The 20,660-nt window shown below is 59.3% G+C and carries 23 protein-coding genes; 8 read left to right on the forward strand and 15 right to left on the reverse strand.

The window, feature by feature from the left end:
* The first annotated feature begins 55 nt into the window (after positions 1-55).
* Positions 56-1,966, forward strand: coding sequence for a hypothetical protein (locus JNM28_10445; protein MBL8068859.1), 1,911 nt, complete (start codon positions 56-58; stop codon positions 1,964-1,966).
* Between the two features lie 104 nt (positions 1,967-2,070).
* Positions 2,071-2,538, forward strand: a complete 468-nt coding sequence (locus JNM28_10450) for a hypothetical protein (GenBank protein ID MBL8068860.1) — start codon at positions 2,071-2,073, stop codon at positions 2,536-2,538.
* 10 nt (positions 2,539-2,548) lie between these two features.
* Here the strand turns inward: JNM28_10450 and JNM28_10455 are convergent, their stop codons facing one another.
* Positions 2,549-3,151 carry a YceI family protein gene (locus JNM28_10455; GenBank protein ID MBL8068861.1) on the reverse strand — a complete coding sequence of 201 codons (603 nt, stop codon included), beginning with the start codon at positions 3,149-3,151 and terminating at the stop codon, positions 2,549-2,551.
* A 108-nt stretch (positions 3,152-3,259) separates the two neighbouring features.
* Here JNM28_10455 and JNM28_10460 point away from each other — a divergent pair, with 108 nt between their 5' ends.
* A complete protein-coding gene (locus tag JNM28_10460) occupies positions 3,260-3,919 on the forward strand; it encodes a hypothetical protein (GenBank protein MBL8068862.1) in 660 nt (219 codons plus the stop codon).
* Here the strand turns inward: JNM28_10460 and JNM28_10465 are convergent.
* Genes JNM28_10465 through JNM28_10480 form a run of 4 tightly spaced genes read right to left on the reverse strand, consistent with a single transcriptional unit; the run spans position 3,916 to position 7,581 of the window.
* The gene (locus JNM28_10465) at positions 3,916-4,689 is read right to left on the reverse strand and encodes a GNAT family N-acetyltransferase (GenBank protein MBL8068863.1); all 774 of its coding nucleotides are present in this window, start codon (positions 4,687-4,689) and stop codon (positions 3,916-3,918) included. The two genes, JNM28_10460 and JNM28_10465, sit on opposite strands and share 4 nt — an antisense overlap.
* Positions 4,690-4,699: 10 nt before the next feature.
* A complete protein-coding gene (locus JNM28_10470) occupies positions 4,700-5,611 on the reverse strand; it encodes a hypothetical protein (protein ID MBL8068864.1) in 912 nt (303 codons plus the stop codon).
* Complete coding sequence (locus JNM28_10475) at positions 5,608-6,462, reverse strand: TIGR00159 family protein (GenBank protein MBL8068865.1); 855 nt, start codon at positions 6,460-6,462, stop codon at positions 5,608-5,610. Before JNM28_10475 ends, JNM28_10470 begins: the two co-directional genes overlap by 4 nt.
* 51 nt (positions 6,463-6,513) lie before the next feature.
* Positions 6,514-7,581 (reverse strand): glycosyltransferase family 4 protein, encoded by a 1,068-nt coding sequence (locus JNM28_10480; protein ID MBL8068866.1) that lies wholly within the window; start codon positions 7,579-7,581, stop codon positions 6,514-6,516.
* Positions 7,582-7,636: 55 nt separating this feature from the next.
* On the opposite strand from JNM28_10480, the gene pheA reads away from it, so the two are divergent.
* Entirely contained in the window at positions 7,637-8,743 is a 1,107-nt protein-coding gene (gene pheA / locus JNM28_10485) for a prephenate dehydratase (GenBank protein ID MBL8068867.1), read from the forward strand.
* 9 nt (positions 8,744-8,752) lie between these two features.
* Here the strand turns inward: pheA and JNM28_10490 are convergent, their stop codons facing one another.
* From JNM28_10490 to ribF, 4 genes are all read right to left on the reverse strand, one after another.
* Positions 8,753-9,304: an adenylate kinase gene (locus JNM28_10490; protein ID MBL8068868.1), complete on the reverse strand. Its 552-nt coding sequence runs from the start codon at positions 9,302-9,304 to the stop codon at positions 8,753-8,755.
* Between the two features lie 9 nt (positions 9,305-9,313).
* Positions 9,314-10,624: a hypothetical protein gene (locus tag JNM28_10495; GenBank protein MBL8068869.1), complete on the reverse strand. Its 1,311-nt coding sequence runs from the start codon at positions 10,622-10,624 to the stop codon at positions 9,314-9,316.
* 62 nt (positions 10,625-10,686) lie between these two features.
* Positions 10,687-11,145 (reverse strand): hypothetical protein, encoded by a 459-nt coding sequence (locus JNM28_10500; GenBank protein ID MBL8068870.1) that lies wholly within the window; start codon positions 11,143-11,145, stop codon positions 10,687-10,689.
* 21 nt (positions 11,146-11,166) lie between these two features.
* Entirely contained in the window at positions 11,167-12,099 is a 933-nt protein-coding gene (gene ribF, locus JNM28_10505) for a riboflavin biosynthesis protein RibF (GenBank protein MBL8068871.1), read from the reverse strand.
* A gap of 92 nt (positions 12,100-12,191) precedes the next feature.
* On the opposite strand from ribF, the gene JNM28_10510 reads away from it, so the two are divergent.
* Positions 12,192-13,025 (forward strand): DUF4349 domain-containing protein, encoded by an 834-nt coding sequence (locus JNM28_10510; GenBank protein MBL8068872.1) that lies wholly within the window; start codon positions 12,192-12,194, stop codon positions 13,023-13,025.
* Here the strand turns inward: JNM28_10510 and JNM28_10515 are convergent.
* Positions 13,004-13,825, reverse strand: a complete 822-nt coding sequence (locus tag JNM28_10515; GenBank protein MBL8068873.1) for a pyrroloquinoline quinone biosynthesis protein PqqB — start codon at positions 13,823-13,825, stop codon at positions 13,004-13,006. The genes JNM28_10510 and JNM28_10515 overlap by 22 nt on opposite strands.
* 228 nt (positions 13,826-14,053) lie before the next feature.
* On the opposite strand from JNM28_10515, the gene JNM28_10520 reads away from it, so the two are divergent.
* The 3 genes from JNM28_10520 to lipA are packed head-to-tail and all read left to right on the forward strand — an operon-like array spanning position 14,054 to position 16,832.
* Positions 14,054-14,980: a hypothetical protein gene (locus JNM28_10520; GenBank protein MBL8068874.1), complete on the forward strand. Its 927-nt coding sequence runs from the start codon at positions 14,054-14,056 to the stop codon at positions 14,978-14,980.
* Positions 14,977-15,855: a hypothetical protein gene (locus JNM28_10525; GenBank protein ID MBL8068875.1), complete on the forward strand. Its 879-nt coding sequence runs from the start codon at positions 14,977-14,979 to the stop codon at positions 15,853-15,855. The genes JNM28_10520 and JNM28_10525 overlap by 4 nt, the downstream gene beginning before the upstream one ends.
* Positions 15,856-15,902: 47 nt before the next feature.
* Positions 15,903-16,832, forward strand: a complete 930-nt coding sequence (gene lipA / locus JNM28_10530) for a lipoyl synthase (GenBank protein ID MBL8068876.1) — start codon at positions 15,903-15,905, stop codon at positions 16,830-16,832.
* On the opposite strand, the gene JNM28_10535 is transcribed toward lipA, so the two are convergent.
* The 5 genes from JNM28_10535 to JNM28_10555 all read right to left on the reverse strand — a co-directional run bounded on the left by JNM28_10535 (position 16,829) and on the right by JNM28_10555 (position 20,639).
* Entirely contained in the window at positions 16,829-18,163 is a 1,335-nt protein-coding gene (locus JNM28_10535; protein ID MBL8068877.1) for an HD domain-containing protein, read from the reverse strand. The genes lipA and JNM28_10535 overlap by 4 nt on opposite strands.
* 62 nt (positions 18,164-18,225) lie before the next feature.
* Positions 18,226-18,651: a DUF1801 domain-containing protein gene (locus JNM28_10540; protein MBL8068878.1), complete on the reverse strand. Its 426-nt coding sequence runs from the start codon at positions 18,649-18,651 to the stop codon at positions 18,226-18,228.
* Positions 18,652-18,764: 113 nt separating this feature from the next.
* Entirely contained in the window at positions 18,765-19,436 is a 672-nt protein-coding gene (locus tag JNM28_10545; protein ID MBL8068879.1) for a prepilin-type N-terminal cleavage/methylation domain-containing protein, read from the reverse strand.
* Between the two features lie 55 nt (positions 19,437-19,491).
* Positions 19,492-20,013, reverse strand: a complete 522-nt coding sequence (locus JNM28_10550) for a DUF1579 family protein (protein ID MBL8068880.1) — start codon at positions 20,011-20,013, stop codon at positions 19,492-19,494.
* 104 nt (positions 20,014-20,117) lie between these two features.
* Positions 20,118-20,639: a DUF1579 family protein gene (locus JNM28_10555; GenBank protein MBL8068881.1), complete on the reverse strand. Its 522-nt coding sequence runs from the start codon at positions 20,637-20,639 to the stop codon at positions 20,118-20,120.
* Between the last annotated feature and the right edge of the window lie 21 nt (positions 20,640-20,660).

Below are 20,660 nucleotides of genomic sequence, written 5' to 3' on the forward strand. Positions count from 1 at the left end.
TGAGCGGTTTGTTCGAAATTGCCGATTTCCGGTGAATGGAGAATAAACAAAAACCATGAACAAAACCCTTAAGCTCGCTCTGAGCGCCGTCTTGGGTGTCGCGCTGGTTGCACCGGCCTTCGCACAAGACAACTTCCCGGACGTTCCGGAAAACCACTGGGCCTACCAAGCCCTTGAAAACCTCAAGGACAAGGTGCTGTTCGGCTACCCGGACGGCTTCTACCGCGGCCCCCGCATGACCTCGCGCTACGAATTCGCCGTGGCGCTCGACAAGATCTGGAAGCTGATGATGGCCCAGTTCGACGGTCTCAACGGTAAGGTCACCTCGCTCGAAAACATGATCAAAAACATGCCGAGCGGTGGCAACCAAGACCTGGCCAAGCAACTGGCCGACCTGAAAGCTGACGTCAACTCGATGAAGAGCTGGAAGAGCTCCATCGACACCATGCAAAAGATGGTCAAGGAATTCGAACCGCAGCTCGAAAAGCTCGGTGTCGACGTCAACAGCATGAAAGACCAAATGTCCGAAATGGACAAGCGCGTCACCGCTCTTGAAAACCGCACCCAAGCGATCAAGATCGGCGCTGAAGTTGATGTCCTCATCCTTGGTGGCCACAGCAGCGACGGCAACTTCGGCATCACGCCGGACGGCCGCGTGCTCGGCGAAGGTTCTGGTTCCTATACCGGCGTCCCCGTCGGCATGGACAAAGACCTGAACATCTTCCACGAAGCCTACATCACCCTGCAAGGTGGTAAAGAAGGCGAACCGCAATTCAACGGCGTCCTGTACGTCGGGAATGCGTTTGCCGGTCTCGGCGGCCTGGACAACATGGCCTTCGGCACCAACTTCGACGACACCGCTGACACCGCTGTCGGTTTTGGCAAGCTCAACGTCTCCTTTGGTACGGCCTTGGCCGGTCAAGGCATGCACGTCCAACTCGGGCGCGTCGGCTACAAAGTCGGTCCTTACCTGTTCCAACGCCAAAGCTTCACCAGCGGCTACTACCAAAATGACTGGCGCGACAACGGCGAATTCATCTTCGATGGTGGAATCGTCGACTTCATGTTCGGCAAAGTCGCCCTGACCGTGTTCGGTGGCCGCAACAGCGACCGCACCCTGAACACCGGTGCAGGCGGAGTTGACATCAACCCGATCGGCTTTGGCGGCGGAACTGTCGACCGCACCCTCGGTGTGGCCCTCAACTTCCCGTTGAACGACATGGGCAACGTCAAGCTGGCCTACCTGTTCCACGACAGCGACACCTTGATCCCCGACGTCAACCCCGGCCTTGCGGGCAACCAACCGGCCAACCGGTTGAACGTCTTCGGTGCCGAAGCCAACCTGAAGTTCAACAATGTCCACTTCTACGGTGCGTACAGCCAATCCAACTTCAGCGAAAACACCCACAATGCCCTCGATGACGACAACACCGCGTGGAGCGCGGCGCTGGGTTATCACGGCAGCAACTGGGGCGTCAAAGCGGGCTACCGCACCGTTGAAAACAACTTCGCCGCTGCGGGCGACTGGGGCCGGATCGGTACCTGGTACAACCCGACCAACGTGCGCGGTTGGAACGTTGGGGTGCACTTCAACCCGAGCCAAGACTTCACCATCTGGGGTAAAGGCGAGCAACTTGAAGGCGACCAAAACATCGCCGGTGCCGTCCTCGGCAAGGATGACGATGTCACGAGCATCAAAATCGGTCTCGATTACAAGCTCAACAACTACGTCAACCTCGGCCTGAGCTACGAAAACGTGGACTGGAACTTCAGCGGCGTCGCCAACGATCCGTTCCAACGCTGGTACACGCTCAACGTCGGCTACAACGTCAGCACCAACACCTCGCTCATGTTCACCTACATGTTCAGCGATGCTGATGGCAAAGCGATCTTCCTCCCGGGTATGCCCGGCGCAGGCAAGTTCCGCGGTGGCCTGTTCGGCACCCAACTCAAGATTAAGTTCTAACCAGAACCCGATCTTGAAAACAAAGCCCCTGCCAACTGGCAGGGGCTTCATCATTTTTTGGCACGGCGAAAGGGGCTTGGACGTCTGAAAAACAGGATAAAGCCATGCAGAAACCCGCCTCTCGCAGATCCCGCACGTTCCGGATGACCCTGGCCCTCAGCGCAGCCCTTGCTATTTGCAGCACCGGCTTTGCATTCGGCGGCGGCCAGGTCAAAGAAATCATCAAGATTCTAGGGGTCGGTGCGGCCGTCAAACAGTTCGGGCCCGATATCAATAAGGCGATCAATAACCTCACGGACCACAAAGACACCAACGCCTCTTACACCAAAGTGGTGCCCATCATCAAAATCGGGCTCAACACCCGCGGTGCTATCGGAGCCGCCCAGGTAATGGGTTCCAAAGTCAACGTCGATAAGGTCAAATCCGTCGCCGCGCCCGAGGCGGGGCTTTTCGGGGATGAAATCCGGATCCAGGCGCTCATCCCGGTTGCAACAGACAACCCCACCGACGCCAAGGGACTCAAGGCCGTCGATGGGGTTGGGGTCAGCGGAATCGTCGACCTCAAGCTCTAACGGAGAAACATCACGGATGCAGGGCTGTGCCGACAATGGCGACACGGACTTTGACCATGTTGCTTACCAACTGTTCGCTCAGCCCCTTCCCAATCCCGAAATCCAAGCGGTTGAACTCGAAATCGCAACGGACGACCAACAAATCACCCGGTTTGTCGCCGAACCTCTCCTTAGCTTTGCCGGCCAGGAACGTCGTCGAAGCCGTCGTGGTCAACGGTTTGGTCACGCCGTGCAGCGTTAGCCGGCCCGTCACCGTGCCGTCGTAACGGTTGCCATTTTTTTTCACATCGGAGATTTTGTCGATGGAGAACACGATGTCGGGATACTTTTCCGCATCCAGGCACCATTCGGCTTTCATGCTCTCTTCCAGTTCGGGGAGCGGCAACTTGATGCTCTGGGTTTTGACGATGATGTCCCCGGTCGTCGCTTCCGGATTGGCCGGATCGAACCTCAATTTGCCACTAACTCCGGAGGCCATGCCGAAAAATGGCTCCATGGCTCCATCGGTTGCGATGCTCACAGCATTCACACCTTTGGGATCCTTGAAATCGGCGACGATCGGGCCCTGCTGAGGCAGGGGAGAAAGCAAGGCCAGGGCAACGAGCGGGCTCATGCCTGATACTACGCCACGATGATTAGTTCGGTCTCGCAGGAAGGAGATAATTCCGGCTACAACGCAAGTTGTGAAACTTGCGACACGCAAGGGAGAGTCAGAGAGGACATGGCACAACCAAAATTCCGGTTGACGGCGGCGGCTGTCGGCGTCGCCCTCCTCATGGCCGGCTTGGCCGCATTTGCCCAAACGTCCACCCAACAAAACACCCAAACAAACACCCAGACCCAGTCTTCGGGCGGGAGTTCACGGGCTTCGGCGTCTGCTTCAGCTAGCGCCCAAGCTTCGGCCCAAGGTTCGGCAAGGGGCGGGGGTCTCCAATCGGGGTCGGCCGGTGGCGGTGGCATGGCCGGCGGCGCAGCGGTCAAAGGCACGTTGTTCCTGGTGCAATGGACACCCAACATCAAGGCGTCCAACGCGGCGCAAGTTGTTGACGCCCACCGCGAATTCATCCGCGCCCATGGCAAAGAATTCGGCATCCTGACCGAGGGAGTATTGGCTGGCCAATATGGCGGCCGGTTGGCCATTGTCCAGGGGACGCCGGATCTTGCCGTCCGGCTGGCACAAAGTTCGCCACTGGTCCAAAGCCAAGCCGCAACCTATGAAATCACGCCCTACCAAGTCGAGTTCTCGCGGATCGGCCTCATGGAGGCCGACCTCCCCATGGCCGCGGGCCAAACGTCCGGTGCCGGGGGATCTTCTTCAGGTGGCGGGAGTGCCGGCGGCCGTAGCAGCGGTGGCGGCCAAGGCGGGTCTTCGGGCGGCTAAAACTGATCCGACATGAACATTTGGGGGGTGGCTGGAAACCCCCTGGCCATCACCAGAAGTTCCACCCCTTGGGTTTTCATCGGGATTCCCAGTAGGTCGGTCATCGACCGGAGGCCATACCACTCGGCTTCTGGCAGTATCGGCCAAGTTGTCGGCAGTTGGTTGAACAGGGCCTCCCGGCAAAGATTCGTCTCGCTTGCCACATAACCCCCAGGTGCGGCATAACACTCCCGGTAGACGTAGCGCCAATAGTGCCACCGGCGGGCGTCGCGGCGCAGGCGCATTGGGTTTCCCATCGCCCAAGTCGCGTAGATTTCTTCCACTTGACCTTCGGGCAGCATTCCGGCATAAGGTAGCTGGCAATGGGCATCCAGAGGGCCCTTGACCACCTCGTCCACCAGTTGGAAGCCGCAACGGGTGTAGAGCACCTCTTGGTGGGCAAACAACATCGCGGCGGCTTCGCCCTCACGCTCGCCGGTTTCCAGGACGAATTCTAAAAGGCGTTGGCCATAACCTCGCCCCCGGAACCCATTTCTGGTTCCCACGCCGGCAATCCCCAGCGCGCGGCCAAACCCAAAGTCCAATGGAGTCGTTGTGAGGATGCTCTGCATCTGCCCTTCGGCAAACAGGGCCCATTTCCGCTTCAAATCGAAAAACGGTTCACTGTAAAAGACCGTCGCCGCCCGGCCGGGGTCGAGTTCGAATATCTGGCACAACAAGTCTAGGAATGCCGACGCTTCGCCTTCTTCGATCGCCCGGATTTCGATCATCGATCTGGCATTATCGCCGTTTTACTTTCACGTTTACCAATACTTCCGTCGTTTTCAGGGTGACGCCCGGGGGGGCGATCAACTTGAGGGTGAAGGTTTTATCCCCGCTCAACCCATCGACGTTAAGGGGGATGGTGTCCACCGTGTTGATGGCCGACACGTCTTCTGACTTGCCGCTGATCTCCACTTTATCGGGGATGACCGTGATCTCCTGGATCAAAACCTTGGCCGCTACTTTGCCCGTCCAATCCACGATGACCGGCACTTCTCGGGTGGCACGGGATGCCGTGAACGATGCGGCCACCGTCACGTTGGCCGGGTTGGTGTAGGTTGATGGAACCGGATCCCCCTTGTCATCCAATAAAGCAACGGGGACGGAGGCCGATTGCCCGGGTTTCAGGCGGCTCAAATCCACAGTGGCCTTGAGCGACTTGACTTGCTTCACGTAGCTTGCCGGCCCGTAAAGCTCGACCGTTTTGGGGTTGGCGGCGGTGCTTGCCAGGTCGTACCCGGCCGGGGGCGTTCCGGTCGTCACGACCTCGATGTCGCGCTGAATCCGCAAGATTTGCTCGCAGGAGACCTTGACCGTGCGGGTTTTGGGCCGGAATTCAAGATTCGAATCCCCCGGGATCCGGACTTGGACGACTTGGTTGCTCTCCCCAGGTTTGATGGTCGAAAGATCCAGATATGCGATCACTTTCCCGGCATCCAGCTTGTCCAGGTCGGTCAATGTCCCGCTGGCGATGAGGGTCACGCTGTCGGCGGCGGGGAACACAGCCAAACCGTCCGGTTTTCCTTCAATCTTGAGCGGCACGATGTATTCGCGTTCACGACCGGGCTCGTAAAGAGGCTGAACCTGGAACCAAAGGGCGATGGCAATGACGAGGCTAGCGATGAGCAAGGGGATGTCTTCGCGCTTCATAAGGTGGCCTCTTCACCGGGAACACTCTTCTTTCGGGACCGGATGCTTCGCTTTGGTTTTTCGGAAATGAGTTCCTGTCGCAAGCGGGTGGCCAACTCTTCCTTGTTTTGGATTTGGATCAGTCCGCCATCAATGGCAAGCTGCATGGAACCCCGTTCTTCGCTGACAATCAAGACGACGCAATCCGCTTGCTCACTGACGCCGATTCCAGCCCGGTGGCGCATATGGTATTTGTCGCCGATTGAACTGGATTCGCTGACCGGCAACCGGCAGGCGGCGGCCAAAACCTCCCGATCCCGCACGATGACGGCTCCATCGTGGAGCGGGTTGCCTTCGTAGAAAATGGCCCCCAACAGCGCGGCAGTCACGTCGGCATGGACCGGAACGCCGTTGGCGGCGATGTCGTCCAAGTGGTTGTTCCGCTCGATGACGATGAGGGCCCCGGTGCGCTCGTCGGACATTTCGCCCGCGGCTTGCACAATCTGCTCGATTACATTTTCTTCAACCGAGATCTCACCCCCGATGAACCGACCAGACCAAAGGCCGAGCCGCGCGAACCCATCGATGGCCTGCCGGAGTTCGGGCAAGAACAAAATGACGAGGGCAACCGGGGCCAAAAGGGTTGCCTTGTCTAAGATCCAGTGGAGGGTCTGCAAACCCAGGTAATCGCTGAGCGCCAAGGCTGCGACGAACACGCCGATCCCCAGCACCACCCGCCAGGCGCGGGTGCCACGGACCAGCTTGAGCAGGCGGAACGTCAGATAGGTGACAAGGAGGATGTCAACGACGTGCACCAACCCGCGCCAAGAGGGTTCAAAAAGTACCCCCAAGCGGTTGAGTATCGCTTCCACAACGTCGCCTGAGTTTAACACTCCCTGGGCTTGAACTGGACCCGGATTAGGCTATCCGCCAGCGAGGATCTGCCGGTAAGCCCGGGAAGTCGCCTCGGCCGCACGGCGCCAGGTGTACCGGGAGAGGACTTGTTCCTTCAAATCTTCTGACTTTGGGCGGGCCAGAGCCGCCGAGGTCGCCCGGATCATGGAAACCGGGTCGTGGGGGTCACAGTAATCGGCGAGGGGGCCAAAGTAATCCCGTGCCGAACCCACGTCGGTGGAAACGATAGGCGTGCCGACCGATGCCGCTTCCAGGGTCGCCAGGCCGGGAGTTTCCCGAAAGCTTGGCAGAGCATGCACCTTGGCAAGGCGGTAAAGCCCGTGGAGGACGGGGGGTTCAACCCGGCCCAAAAGCGTCGCTCCCAGGCTACGGCAGATCTCCCCTTGCGGCTCGCGGATGGCACCGGCGCAAACGACCCTCAACCCAAGTGGTGCCACCGCCTGGATATAAGAAACTTGGTTCTTCACCGCTTCCACCCTCCCCGCAATCAGGATGAACCCGCCGGGCTCCAAGCCGTGGCGGGCCAGGATTTCTGAAGCCTTCTCCATATCGGAAGGCATCTCGGCCGCGATCCCATTGGGCACAACGCAGACTGGGGTTTGGAACGGCCCGAGTGCCCTGAGGTGGCGGCTCTCCGACTCCGAATTGGGGAGGAGAATATCAGCCCGCGCAATGATCTCCCGGTGGGGCTGGCGTTCCGCATGGACCATTGGCTCGATCCGACGCTGGATCATCGTGCGGGCGGCGGATGTCCCGATGAGTCGCCGGGCAAGCCGCCATTTGGGCGAGTTGTGCAAGACTTCGTCGGCGATGAAATCCCACCAGATCGTGCTGACCGCGGTGGGCTTGCCAGCGGATTTAGCCGCCAAAAGCATGGAATGGGTGAACTTGGGCGTTTGGAGGTTGAACAGGTGGACTACGTCGGCCCCAGCCATTTTGTCGACGGCCTCTTCACCCAAGGCGATCTCCGCCTCAACTCCGAACTCGGCCAGGCAGGCCGCCGTCTGCTCCATTTGCACGACGTCGCCGCCAAAATTCTGGTAGGCGTCCGCCCGGTTCACCAATAGCGCCCGCACCGCCAAAGGTTACCGGGCCTGAACCGGTTTGCTGCCAGCAGGCACAATAGCCCTTGTGGAAAGCAGGGACAAGGATGGACGGACACTTGCCGATGTCCGCATCGAAATCGACACGGTCGATGCCGAACTGATCCGCCTGCTCGAACGCAGGATCGACCTCACCAGGGAAGTTGGCACCATCAAGGGCCGGGACAATTCACCGTTTTTCACCCCGGAACGCGAACGGCAAATGTATGAACGGTTGCGCAACTCCAAGTACCGCAACCTGACCGGCGACCAATTGGTTGCGATTTTCAGGGAAGTCATTTCTGCCGGTAGGGCGGCCGAAAAACCGCTGCACGTCGCCTACTGGGGCCCCGAAGGGACTTACACCCACCAGGCGGCGGCCGCGGCATTTGGCCACAGCGTCTCGCTTGTCCCGGTTTATAACATCCGAGAAGTGTTTCAATCCGTCGAGCGCAGCCAAGCCGATTATGGTGTCGTGCCCATTGAAAACTCCGTAGCGGGCGTCGTGCCGGAAACGCTGGACATGTTCCCCAAATCGAACGTCAAAATCGTCAGCGAAACGTTCCTAGACATCCACCACCACCTGGGATCGGTGGCGGGATCATTGGAGGAGGTCAAACGGGTTTATGCCGGGCCGCAACCCGCTGCCCAGTGCCGCGAATGGCTCCGAGACCACCTGCCGCACGCCGATATCGTCGACATCGTGCCCACCGCCGAAGCCGCAAAGAGGGCGCTCGCCGACCCCCAAGGGGCGGCAATCGTCAACGAAGTCTCGCTCTCTCTCTACGGTTTGACGGCACTCGCCGAACATATCCAAGACCATGCCAGCAACCGGACACGGTTTGTCGTTTTGGGATACAACGAGCCAGCCGCCAGCGGGCACGACAAGACCTCGTTGATGTTTAAGCTCAAAAACCGGCGGGGGGAACTGTACCGGGTGCTCGGTTGCTTTGTTGAAAACGAGGTCAACCTGACCATGATCGAATCGCGGCCCGACCCTAGGGACACGTTCCAATACATGTTCTACATGGATATGGATGGGCACCGGACGGATCAAAACGTGATGCGGGCGGTCAACGATTTGCGGAGCGTGGCAATCGAAACCGTCATCCTGGGCAGCTACCCCAGTTACGACCCTGGGGTTCAAACCCTCTGACGGGGCAACTCAGCGCCTGTTTCCTGGCCCAACCGATTCCAACCAATCCTGCGTTTGGCGAGGGTGGTGGAACCGCAGGTAGGTTTTGTTTGGTTCTGGTGATGAAAAGATCGCTTCCATCTGCTTTTTTTGCCGGCGGCGGACCCGGAAAATCCACCAAACAATAGCGTCTTTGCCAAAGAAGGCATTCCAAAGCGATTCTTGGCAATGACCCCACAACAATTCCTTTCGCCGACTCCGGGTCACGCATCGGTTCAAGAGCCGCCCCAAGATCAGCGGGAACGGGTAATCCAGCCATATGGTGGTGTCGGCCCGCTGGTCAAGCATTTCGCGGCAACGGGAATAGTTGCCACAAACGATCCATTCAGGCTGGGAAGCTAACTGTTCCACCTTGGGCCGGAACTCTTCGTCAGTGGAAGGTGTCCACCCCGGTTGCCAATAGAGTTCGTCGAGTTCGGTGTGCGGGATCGCCAACTTTTGCGAAAGATCGCGCGCAAGCGTTGTCTTGCCGCTTCCGCTGAGGCCGCGGACCGTGATCCGCCGTCCGGGCCGTTGATCCACGGCTTTAGTCTACTGCCCCTCGAACGAGGCCGTCCCACCGGCGATCGAGAGGCTCACATCGGCAGGATCGCCCGATCCGGATCCCATCCGCCGGTCTGATCCGGCGCACCAGATCGCGCAGCCCTCGGCGGTTTTGGAGTAGGCCAGGGCTTCACCGGTATAAGGGTCGAGCTCCCGAATGGTGCCAAGCGATTCTGGGAGCGAAGCAGTGCCGTGGGATCCTTCCAGAGCTCCGGCAAGGGCCGATGCGAGCAGATACCGGGCTTCCAAGGATGCCGCCAGCCCAACCCGGGCTAAGTTCCAGTCGGCAATGGCAAGCGGAACAATCCGGCTTGGGCTTTTGAGGCGCGCAAAATCGCGGACGGCTGACCGGTACGAATCTGCGGAGGCAAAGGGGTCGTTCCCGTCTTCTTGAGATGATTCCAAGGCCGATGACCAGAATTCAGCCATCCGAACGGCGGCGGCCCTTTGGAACATGGGGTTGTTGATCGATAGCCGGCTCCCGCTGAACATCCGGTCGTTGAACGAATCGGGCCGGCTGAGGACGTGGATGGTTCGCATGGCCTCGCCTTGCATGTTCCGGAACAAATCAGGGCGTGTGCCCCGCTCGGCAAGGAAGGCCCGGTACCGGTCGATCGTCCCGGGCCGGTCACCATAGTTGAAGGCGATCTCAACCGCGGCGGCAAGCGCCTGGGTTTCCAGGTTGACGTGGGTCACCAGGCCGTCGAGCCCCGAATCGCGAGAGATGTGCCACCCGATCCGCCGCAACTGGCCAAGGCGGTTGAATGCTTGGTCGAATCGGCCATCCCGCGCATCGGCAAGCGCGAATGCCGTCATCAGCCGCCCAAATTGGATGGTCGTGTGGTAATGGGGTTCGAGAAGTTCCGTGTCGCCAGACCATTGCCTTTGGAACCGGCTATCTGACAACGAGGCTGCCTGCCCAAGGCTTTGCACAAAGGGGCGGCACTTGGCAAACGATTCTCCAAACCGGCCGTCCGGCTTGTCCCCGGGCAGTGCATAAAGCCGAGATTCGGCCACAAGGCGTGTGCGCTCTTCTTCTGGGAATTGCTCCCATTCAGCCGCCGCCCTTTTAAACAAGACAGCTGCGTCTTGCCCGGGTTCGGGAGGATCGGAGCGCTCGAAGGCTTGAGGTTCGGTCGGCACCAGATCCGACGAGCCGTTTTCGACCGCTTGCCCAAACCGCTCTCCCGTCGCATAGAGGTCGGAATAAAGCCATACCGATCCCCCTACGACGGCAACAAGGGGCACGATGGCGACTGCGTACACCATGACCAGGACGCTTTTTTTGGGAGTGATCATGACGGGCCGCCTCCCTAACATTTTCGGCTGGTCTGGCCCCAGATCTCCAGCCCTGGGCCGATTCAATAGTCCGGGAGTTGTTCGGCCGTTACCCCGGTGATTCGCCACCGCGGTTCGGGCACGATCCCCCATTTGAACGACGACTCCTTTTTGAGCGTGATCGAAACGTTGGGGATTGTCTTGTTGATCGCAAAGCCCATGTAGTCCAGTTGGACGTCCACGGGCGTCACAACCTCGGCATCTTCACCGTGAATGCTGGCGCGGGTTTCCAAAATGGCGATCTTGGGCCTGGCTTGGTGGATCACCTTGGAAATGTCGAACGTGTTGGCCGCTTCGCCCCCATAGGTGAACGACCGGCTCAAGTACTTGAGCACGTCGCTAGGTTCCCCCTTCGCGGCGGCATCCGTCGATTCCTTGAGGGCCTTGTCGATCATCTGCTGGTCGGAGGGGGCAAACAGGTATCCGCTGGCAAGGAATGCCACGAGCCCGACAGCGGGAAAGGCCAGCCAAAGCTTGTTCATGGTTAAGTTATGGACACCCGATCACAGGTCGGCCGTTGCACCGGCTAGGACTTGGCGGGCCAACTCCACATCCATCCCCATCTGCACGCAGAGGTCTTCGATGGAATCGAACCGCATCTCCTCCCGCAGTTTTTGGTGGAATTCTAGGCTGATGACCCGTCCATAAAGACTCTCGCCCGGGTAATCCAACAAAAAGGCTTCGACCGAAGGGACGCCCGAATCGTCCACTGTTGGCCGAATGCCGATGCTGACGGCGGCCTTGAACCGCCCAAAAGGAGTGTCGGCCACGGCTGCGTAAATTCCGAACGGGAGCCCGGCTACCCGGCCTGGGCGGGCCAAATTGGCCGTCGGGTAGCCCAGAGTGCGCCCTAAGCGCTTACCACGGACGACAACGCCTTCAAGGGAAAACGGGCGCCCTAAAAGTGATGATGCAAGTTGGCAATCGCCGGATGCAACGGCCTCGCGGATCCGGGAAGAACTCACGCGGATTCCCGCGGATTCGACAGGGGGCAAGACCGCGGTTTCCACCCGTTCCGCAAGCCATTCGGGAGTGCCTTGCCGCCCTCGTCCGAAGGCAAAATCATGCCCGACCGCCACGGCTTCGGCCCGCAAGGTATTGCGCAAAACCGTTTGATAGAACTGTTCCGCCGGGCACCGCGCCAAATGTTTGTCGAACGGCAACACAACTGTCGCGGAAACGCCGAGTTTGGCGATTTGCGCCAAGTTCTGCCCGAGATTCTGCAATGGGGCTGGCGCATGGGCCGGCGCGAGGGTTTCTGCCGGATGCCGGTCGAACGTGAGGACGATCGCCGGCAGGTCGCGCTCTCGTGCCATTCCAACCGCCCTGCCGATCAGCGCTTGGTGACCCAGGTGGACGCCATCGAACGTGCCGATGCAAACAACCGAACCCGGCCATTCGGGATCCATCCGGTCGGCGCCGAACTGCACGAGCATCGCCGGCAGTTTACATGGCGGGGAACCCGGTGTCGGCCAGATGGGTTGCAAAGGGGGAGGATCCGGGGTTCGCGGCCAAGTGAGACAAAGATATGAAGACTCCTTGGTTGTTGGTCGTCGTTTTGGCACTCGCTGTTGGCGGGTGTACCGATGAAGTGCCTGAGGCAGGCGTAAGCGCGAAAAATGCAGATCATGAGAGCAGCCGGGTGGCAACAAGCCCGGCAAGCACGCCTCCCCAGACACCGGTGGAAACACCTCTCAGGAACGTCATCCGCAACGGCTCGATGACTGTGCGGGTGCCGGATGTCGAAAAAACCGAAAAGCAACTCACCCGCGACCTTGCTTCAGTTGGTGGTTACGTTGCCGGTTCCCATAGCGCGGGCTATGGAACGGGATCGCCCACAGTCGAACTCAATTTGAAGATTCCAGCCGCCCGGCTCGACGGTGTCATCGAGACAATTTCGGCCTACGGAGTGGTTCTGGACAAGCAACTTTCCAGCGAGGATGTGACCGATCAATTGATTGATGCGGAGGCACGGCTCAAAACCCTAACGTCACAAGAATCCCGATACCGCGATTTGCTAAACAAGGCGAACAACATCAATCAGATCGCAGAGATTGAGTCAAAACTTGGCGAGGTGAGGACTCAAATTGAGCGGATCTCGGCCACCCGCAAATCAATGGCCGATCGGGCGGCCATGAGCGAGCTGAAAATCACCCTTACCCAAGATGCCGCCACCTTGCCAGCGACCCAAGGCCAAGCCGGATGGCTCAACGAATCCTGGGGTCAAGCGACTGGGGCCTTTTTGGGCGTACTGCAAATGGGTGGGACAGTGGCTGTTTGGCTCTTGGTTTTTTCACCACTTTGGGGTGCCATTGCGGGCGGAACTTGGCTGGTTGCCCGTCATGCCAAAGCGAAACGTTGACCCACAGACCCGACTTGGAAACCGGCTTCCCGGACAATCTTGGATGCTGAGGAACCTGGGTCAAGGATCGGGTTAGAGTGGTTCATGTGGATAAAGGTGACCTTTTCGGCATACGGGCCCAAGTGGTCGATCGCATCGGTGATAAACGGGTGCGGGATTTGCTTCAAATCCCGACCCGGGAGTTCATCGGGGCTGAAAAACGTGGCGTCCAGCAAGAGGTGCTCGTTCAAATGCAACAGCGTATGCAGACTGGGGTTGTCGATCGGCCAAAAGTCGATATCCGGGCAATAGAACAGTGATTGCTTTGGCCCAATCACGCAATAAGCGAAGGTATCGGTGAATTCCCCCCGGTGGGGCACCGCGACGGGTGCGATCTGCAGGCCCGGTGCTATCCGATAGGTTTCGAGCGTTGCAATTTCTTGGACTGCAATGTGCGTTCCAGAAATGAGGCTTGCCCACGGTTCGTTTGATTCCAAAAGTCGTCGCATTTGGCGACTGCACCAAACCGGCAACTCCCGGGTTGCCATAGCCTCCTTGCCCAAAAACATCAAGCCGGTGTAGTGGCCGACGTGTCCATGGGTGAGGAAAATTCCGGCGAGTTCCAAGCCCGCCAGCGGTTGGATCGCTTCGCCGAATTGGGGCGGGGTATCGATTATCCAATAGCGCTGGTTGGATTCGTCAACGATGGCGAGGCAAGCCGCCGGGCTCCGAAAGATCCCCAAATTCCGGCAGTTCGAGCAGCGGCAACCCGGCTGAGGGAAACCCCCGTCTTGGGCGACGCCTAGCAGCCTTGCCTCCATATCCCCGGGATTCTACTGGCCCCAGACCCTTGAACCCCTGGACAGCCGGTGCGTCTGTTCCGGCAAGCCCCCGCCAAGGGGCAATCAGGAAACCCCCATGTGGATCGTGATATTTGCCGTTGCCGTTGTTGCCGCCCTTGCCGGCTTTGGATTCCGCGGGAGGCGGTTCCGCCGCCGCCTCCGCCGCCGGGCAGTCCGCCGGATGTTCTTGTGAGGGGGTTGTTGATCATGGCTGCCTTCCTCGCCCCCCTTGTTTTTGTCACCGCGTGTTCGCCTACCCGGGAACTCCGGCATGCTGGTAACTTTGGATCTTCAACCAGTGAGGAAACCCGCACGGTCGAGGCCGAGGGACGAACCTGGGAATACATTTTCGCCAGGCCGCAGGGCCAGGCCAAAGGCTTGATCATCGCCTTCCACGGGGCCGGGGGGAGCGGCAAGCAGTTCGCTGTCGACTCCCGCTGGGTCGAGACCGCCACCTCGGCCGGATTGGCCATTGCCCTGCCGACCGGGGTTCCCATCCTCCCCAACCGCGAACCGGGCTTTCAATCCAATCCAAACGTGTGGAACTCGGGCGAATTTGGCGAGAGGGGGCCGCGCCAAAAAATCGACGACACCAAGGCCTTGGCGCTCATCCTTGCCGCCTGTGACCAGGAGCTTGGCAAACTGCCGGTCTTCCTCGCCGGGCACTCCAATGGTGCCGGAATGACCTACATGATGGCGTCAAGGTGGAAAGACCGGGTCGGCGGGATTGGGATGATGGCGGGCGACCTCAAGTGCGATTTGGGGGAAAAACCGTCAAAACCGATTCCCAGCCTGATCTATGCCGGGGAGAACGACCCGCTCCTGCTCTGGGAAGGCGGGGTCGAGATCATGCCTTGGGGCAACCTCAAGCGGCACACGGAACCGGTGTTGACGATCGTCGGCAATTGGGCGGCTTGGAACGGGTTGGCCCAAACAGCCGCCCCCCAAGAAGGGGATGGGGTTGTGACTTACGATTACGGCCGCAATGTCAAGCTCATCATGATCAAAGGCCAGGGCCACGTCTGGCCGGGCGGCCGGTCTGGCACGTTGTTTGGGCGGAACTCCGGCAAAGATTCCGGCAAGGTCGATGCGACCAAGGAGATCGTCAAGTTCTTTGGGAGCCAACTGAAATGAATGTCTTCTTCCTGGCGCTCGCCATGGCCATGCCTTCTGTCGAAACCAAATCGGTTGAAAGCGGCGGATTCACCTGGGAATACGTGTTCGCCAAGCCCGCCGGCCAACCAAAGGGATTGATCCTGGCGATGCATGGCGCCGGCGGGAGCGGACCCCAATTTGCCGAATCAGCGCAGTGGCCCCAAAAGGCTACCGCCGCCGGGTTTGCCGTGATCTGTCCAAGCGGACTCCCCTCGCGGCCGAACGCCGAACCCAGCTTCGCCACCAATCCCCGTGTCTGGAACTCCGGTCAACTCAACCCCCGTTCCCAACGGGTCAAGGTCGATGACCTTGCGGCCTTGGACAATATGATCCAAGCCGCTACCAAAGAAATCGGTAAGGCCCCGCTGTTCGTCACCGGGCACTCCAACGGCGCGGGGATGACGTTCCGGGTTGCCTACGAATGGGCGGGCCGGGTTCAAGCCGTCGGGATGATGAGCGGCATCCGGCTCTTCCCGCTAACAAAAAAGCCGCTGCACCCCATCCCAACCCTTTGGATCGTCGGCGAAAAAGACCCCCTCTCCCCGTTCGAAGGCGGAACGACGAAAATGCCCCTCTGGGGAACGGAAAAGGACAATCCCCCCGTCGTCGAATCGGCTGAGGATTGGGCCGCTTGGATGGATGGGAAGGGAAGCCTGGCCTCCAAAGCCGAAAGCGGCGGCGTGGTCCGCATGCAATTTGGCAAGTCCGTCCACGTGTGGGAATGCCTGGGTCACGGCCACGGCTGGCCCGGCGGCAAAAAAGGAGAACTCCCGGCCTCGATCATCGGCCCCGAAGTGGCGAAGATCGATGCGACAGAGGAACTAATTAGGTTCTTTACCGCCCATTTGAACTGAGCCCGGGCCGCGCGGGTCCCCAACCTGGCGTCAGATACAATCGAACTATGGCCCAGCGCCTGCCCGAGTGGCTGACGATCCGACTCCCCCGACCAGACACGATCAACGAGGTCCAGGAGATGATGCGGGGCAAGAACCTGCACACGGTGTGCGAAAGTGCCCGATGCCCCAACCTGCCGGAATGCTGGAGCAAAAAAACCGCCACCTTCATGATCTTGGGCGACACGTGCACCCGCAGCTGCGGGTTCTGTGCGATCAAGGTTGGCAAAGGGCTTGAACTCGACCCCTTCGAACCGCTCAATGTGGCTAAAGCCACCAAAGAGCTCGGGCTTAAGCACGTGGTCGTCACCAGCGTGGCCCGGGATGACCTGAAAGACCAGGGCGCAACACAATTCGCCAAAACCATCACCGCCCTACACAAGGAACTCCCCGATGTCATCGTGGAGATCCTCACCCCAGACTTCCGGGGCGACGAAACCTGCATCCGCCTGGTTTGCGATGCGAAACCCGAAATCTACAACCACAACATCGAAACTGTGGAGCGGTTGCACACCATCGTCCGCCCCCAAGCCAAATACGCACGCACAATGCGGGTACTCGAAATGGTCAAGGAGATCGACCCGGCGATCTACACCAAGTCTGGCCTCATGCTCGGACTTGGGGAAACCAAACAAGAGGTCGTTAAAACGCTCGAAGACCTGCGCAAAATCGGCGTAGATGCGGTGACGATCGGCCAATACTTGCGCCCCACAATGAAACACCTGCCGGTCGTTGAATACATCCACCCGGACGTGTTCAAAGAATACGAAGAGATCGGCGAGGGCATGGGCTTTGCGTTTGTCGCAAGCGGCCCGTTTATCAGGAGTTCTTACAATGCCATCGCATTCAGCGAAAAGGTGATGGCCGAGCGGTTGGAACGCGCCGGCTACAAAGCGCCTTCAAAGGGAGGCAATATGCTGAGGGTTCTCCCAAGTTAGGCCGCCAGCGGCACCGATTCCAAGGATTGCCACAACGCCTCGAGGCATTCGGGGTCGAACGCCGTGCCCGCGTCGGCATCCATGATGGCCCGGCATTTTTCATAGGGCAGGGCCTCGCGGTAAGGACGCTTGGCACTGAGCGCATCGTAGACGTCTGCCACTGTCATGATCCGGGTCTCGAGGGGCAAGTGGTCGGCCCCCAAACCCTGCCAATACCCTTTGCCATCCAGCCGTTCGTGGTGGCCAGAGGCGATTTCGGCGATCGAATCGAAGCCCGCAATCCGCTGCAGAATCACAAAACTGTGCATCGGGTGAGACTGAACCGCCGCAAACTCTGCTTCATCCAGTTTGCCGGGCTTTTCCAAAATGGCGGTTGAAACGGCCAGTTTCCCGATGTCGTGCAAGAGCCCGGCCCGCGTGAGCAAACTCATGCGGTCGTTGCCGAGCCCCATTTGGCTCCCGATCCCCGCCGCATATCCGGCGACCCGCGCCGAATGCTCGGCTGTAAACGATGATTTGGCGTCCACAATCATCGCAAAGGCCTCGCAGATGGCGTCGATATCGGCTTCTGCGGCGGCATCCCGGAGCCCCGGTGGGACAATCCCCCGGTAATGCGCGGCTCCAAACGCGTTCCAAAACGCCGTGTCCTCCTCCAAGCTGAGGAAAGCGCGGGCCAGCTCTGGGTCGAACCATCGCCCAGACCTTTCCCGCACCATTTCCATTGCGGCGGGGATCCCATAAGTGACGGCGAAAACCTCCGCCGTTTGGGCAAGACAGATCAATTGGCCGACCGGGTTGAGGTCGCGGCCTTTGATGCCATGCGGCGACCCTTTGCCGTCCCAGTGCTCGTCCAGCTGGTGGACAGCTTCCGCGACCGTCTCGCCAAAACCCAATTTCCGCGCGATCATGGCTCCGCGTGTGCATCGGGCCAACGTCACTTGGTTCATCACGGCATTCGGAGGGCCGATGTTGGCCGCCATGCGACGGAGCTTGGCCCCCCAGCCGTTCCCCCGCTCCGTGTATTCAAACGCAAACCGGATGCTGGCGAGCGGGGATGTCCAGTCGACGGTTTTGACGGCCCGCTTTGAAATGAATTCGTCTCCGCCAAAGATCTTTTGGATCCTCACCGAGTTGTTCGAACATCCGGAATCTTTGAGGATGGCCGCGTAATAGACATCTTGCCGCTCAAACTCGTTGAATCCGATGAGGTCGGCCAGTTTCAAAGCGATGGCGCACGTGCGGACGGCGTGGCCCTCGGGCTGCCCTTCCACAAGGTCGAGGGCAAGCGACAGCGCGGCCAGGATCTCTGCCTTGGAAGGATGGCCATCCATATTCCGATTGTCGGAAAAACAATGCCCCCGGCAAGGCTGCGTCGCTGAAAAGCCTAAGACGGCTAGCTGATTTTTCCGCCGGGGCCGGTGCCGCCGGCGTCGATGATTTGTTTGCACCGGCGGAGGAGTTTTTCAAGCTCGGGGAGGTTCAGCTTGTCCACCGATTTGAACCGGATACAACTCTTGCCGATGTCCGAAGTGCCGAGTTTGCCCTTGCCTTGTTCGGGTAGGGTGAGGTCAGAGTCGGATGGCGTGATGTAAACGCTCATCCCTGCTTTGCCCAAGCCAAGGCCGACATAAAACCAGTCGCCCGAACACTTTTTTGATGAGCCGTAATAGCTATAGCGGCCAAAAGCCATGATCCCTTTGGTCACCCATTGCTCCCACTCGGGCACGATGCCGGAGATCAGGTCGTGGAGCTGCTGGATCTCCTCCCGACGCGGGCTTTCAAGCTGGGAAATGATGTCGTGGTGCGTCGTTTCTGCCATGGGGTCAATCAGACGTAGTCGTTGGAAAGGGCGGGGAAGAAGGCTGTCGGCGGCTACGGCACACTGCCTTGATGCAACGGATTCTACTTTCCCACAAAGTATCGGTGGCGGTTTCAATTTGTCCGGACATCGCGCAGAAATTTGACGTGGGTATCGAGGAATAGCCGGTTCCGGCCGCCGAAATGAACCGCCCGCCCCCGTTTGGCGGACAGGATTGATGGAACGGTTGAAGGAAAGTAGGGGTCGACGGCGAGTTCAACATCCGCCACCCCATCGGGGATGCCGATGAAAGGGTTGGCAGCCGACGCCAAATCTTGCACAAGCTGCTCGGGCGACTTGCCCCAGCCGTTGTCCAGTGGGACGGGGTCGGCAATTTGGTCGAACCGCCAAAGCCAGTAGTTCACGCCGTCTTGCGTCACTTGGGGGTCGGATTTCCAAATTCCCTCGGTGCTGGGGCAGGCGAGTGTGGCCTTGACTTTGTACGGGGCCAGGGGTGCCAGCAACCACCCGCCGCGGGGGTCTGAGGGTGGCCAGTTCGACCAAGGCCGGAAGCCTCCTTGGGCCGTTTGCTTCAGGTCGCGGCGGTCAGGCATCCGGTCGTCGTAGTCCGCCAGATACAACTCCCAAGAGGAACCCAGTTGCTTGAGATTGCTGGTGCAGGTGGCCTTCTTGGCGGCTTCCTTGGACCGAGCAAACACGGGGAACAGCACCGCCGCCAAAAACGCGACGATGGCGATCACAACCAGGAGTTCGATCAGGGTGAATGCGCGGCGCACTGCCCCCATTCTACGTGAGGAACACCGGGGGAGGTTTTGCCATCCCCCGGATCAGGATCGGGCCCTATCGCCTCATGTAGTCCATATCCATGGCGGTCATCCAATCTCCGCCTTCGGGGCGGGATTTCACCGAAAGTTTGTAATGGTTTGCCGATTCCTTGGCGTAGACGATTTTCATGTCCATCGCCATCTCACCCATCATCACATGGGGGGAATTGGCAACAAAGTATTTCCCTTCCGTATAGCCGGTGAACGCCATGGGCGATTCGCTCATGCTGTCGTACCAAGTCCCCTCATACATTTTTTTTGTGGCGTTGTAGGTGAAGATCAGCCGCCCTTCCATCTTGCCCATCGAACCGAGGTCGTATGTGTAGGTGATGTTCATCCAACGGCCCATTTCCAAATTGCCCAGGGATGTGCTGGTGATCTTAATTGTCTTGCCTTGCATGTCCACGCCCTGGCCCTTGCCAGAAAAACGGCCCTTGAGGAAGGAGACCGTTTCGAGTTCCGATTTTGGAACCGGCGGCATCATGGGGTCTTGGGCTCGGTTGAGCAGCATCGATGTCAGGGTGAGTGTTGCAATCATCGTTTTCTCCTGTACCAATTTGATCGACGGAAGTGCCCGCTGAATGCCGACAAACGACTTCCGGCCAAAAATCGCAAATGGCCACGCCGGGTCAGCGGCCCGGACTATTTTTTGTCATAGGAAAAGGTGACCACCGTCATATAGTTGCCACCCGCCGCCAACTTCACCGTTAACCCAATCTTCTTCGGGGATTCGTTCACATAGGTGATCTTGAACTTCATCGAGCCGCCATTGCCATCGGGGATGTCTTGGCTCATGAAAACAAGGTACTTCCCTTCAGTGTAGCCGGTGAGGTGCAGGGCGTAGGGAGTGAGGTTGTCAAACCATTCGCCCTCGAATTTCCCCGTGTAGTTGTTGTAGGTCGCCATCATCCGGCCGGACATCTTGCCTTGGCCCGGCATGATGTAATCGCCATCCCAACTCACCCAGCGGTCCATCGTCATCTTGCATGTCCCGCCGCCGGTGACCGGGATCGATTTGAGGTCTGAACCAGTCATCGTCCCTTTGCCCTTCCATGTGCCGAGCATGAACTTGATGCGGTCAAGCTCTTTGGGGACCGGAGGCACGGCCATGGGATCCTGGGCGGGGCTGAGCAAGGCACTGGCGAGGGCAAGGGTGGCAATCATCAGTCAATATCCGTTACCGGC

It is taken from the genome of Armatimonadota bacterium, from assembly GCA_016789105.1.
Classification (GTDB): Bacteria; Armatimonadota; Fimbriimonadia; order Fimbriimonadales; family Fimbriimonadaceae; genus UphvI-Ar2.

What these genes read in the sequence shown, in the direction of transcription:
- JNM28_10445 (MBL8068859.1), top strand. Translation starts at nt 56, where the DNA reads ATGAACAAAACCCTTAAGCTCGCTCTGAGCGCCGTCTTGGGTGTCGCG.
- JNM28_10450 (MBL8068860.1), top strand. Translation starts at nt 2,071, where the DNA reads ATGCAGAAACCCGCCTCTCGCAGATCCCGCACGTTCCGGATGACCCTG.
- JNM28_10455 (MBL8068861.1), bottom strand. Translation starts at nt 3,151, where the DNA reads ATGAGCCCGCTCGTTGCCCTGGCCTTGCTTTCTCCCCTGCCTCAGCAG.
- JNM28_10460 (MBL8068862.1), top strand. Translation starts at nt 3,260, where the DNA reads ATGGCACAACCAAAATTCCGGTTGACGGCGGCGGCTGTCGGCGTCGCC.
- JNM28_10465 (MBL8068863.1), bottom strand. Translation starts at nt 4,689, where the DNA reads ATGATCGAAATCCGGGCGATCGAAGAAGGCGAAGCGTCGGCATTCCTA.
- JNM28_10470 (MBL8068864.1), bottom strand. Translation starts at nt 5,611, where the DNA reads ATGAAGCGCGAAGACATCCCCTTGCTCATCGCTAGCCTCGTCATTGCC.
- JNM28_10495 (MBL8068869.1), bottom strand. Translation starts at nt 10,624, where the DNA reads ATGATCACTCCCAAAAAAAGCGTCCTGGTCATGGTGTACGCAGTCGCC.
- JNM28_10500 (MBL8068870.1), bottom strand. Translation starts at nt 11,145, where the DNA reads ATGAACAAGCTTTGGCTGGCCTTTCCCGCTGTCGGGCTCGTGGCATTC.
- ribF (MBL8068871.1), bottom strand. Translation starts at nt 12,099, where the DNA reads ATGCTCGTGCAGTTCGGCGCCGACCGGATGGATCCCGAATGGCCGGGT.
- JNM28_10510 (MBL8068872.1), top strand. Translation starts at nt 12,192, where the DNA reads ATGAAGACTCCTTGGTTGTTGGTCGTCGTTTTGGCACTCGCTGTTGGC.
- JNM28_10515 (MBL8068873.1), bottom strand. Translation starts at nt 13,825, where the DNA reads ATGGAGGCAAGGCTGCTAGGCGTCGCCCAAGACGGGGGTTTCCCTCAG.
- JNM28_10520 (MBL8068874.1), top strand. Translation starts at nt 14,054, where the DNA reads ATGGCTGCCTTCCTCGCCCCCCTTGTTTTTGTCACCGCGTGTTCGCCT.
- JNM28_10525 (MBL8068875.1), top strand. Translation starts at nt 14,977, where the DNA reads ATGAATGTCTTCTTCCTGGCGCTCGCCATGGCCATGCCTTCTGTCGAA.
- lipA (MBL8068876.1), top strand. Translation starts at nt 15,903, where the DNA reads ATGGCCCAGCGCCTGCCCGAGTGGCTGACGATCCGACTCCCCCGACCA.
- JNM28_10535 (MBL8068877.1), bottom strand. Translation starts at nt 18,163, where the DNA reads ATGGATGGCCATCCTTCCAAGGCAGAGATCCTGGCCGCGCTGTCGCTT.
- JNM28_10540 (MBL8068878.1), bottom strand. Translation starts at nt 18,651, where the DNA reads ATGGCAGAAACGACGCACCACGACATCATTTCCCAGCTTGAAAGCCCG.
- JNM28_10545 (MBL8068879.1), bottom strand. Translation starts at nt 19,436, where the DNA reads ATGGGGGCAGTGCGCCGCGCATTCACCCTGATCGAACTCCTGGTTGTG.
- JNM28_10550 (MBL8068880.1), bottom strand. Translation starts at nt 20,013, where the DNA reads ATGATTGCAACACTCACCCTGACATCGATGCTGCTCAACCGAGCCCAA.
- JNM28_10555 (MBL8068881.1), bottom strand. Translation starts at nt 20,639, where the DNA reads ATGATTGCCACCCTTGCCCTCGCCAGTGCCTTGCTCAGCCCCGCCCAG.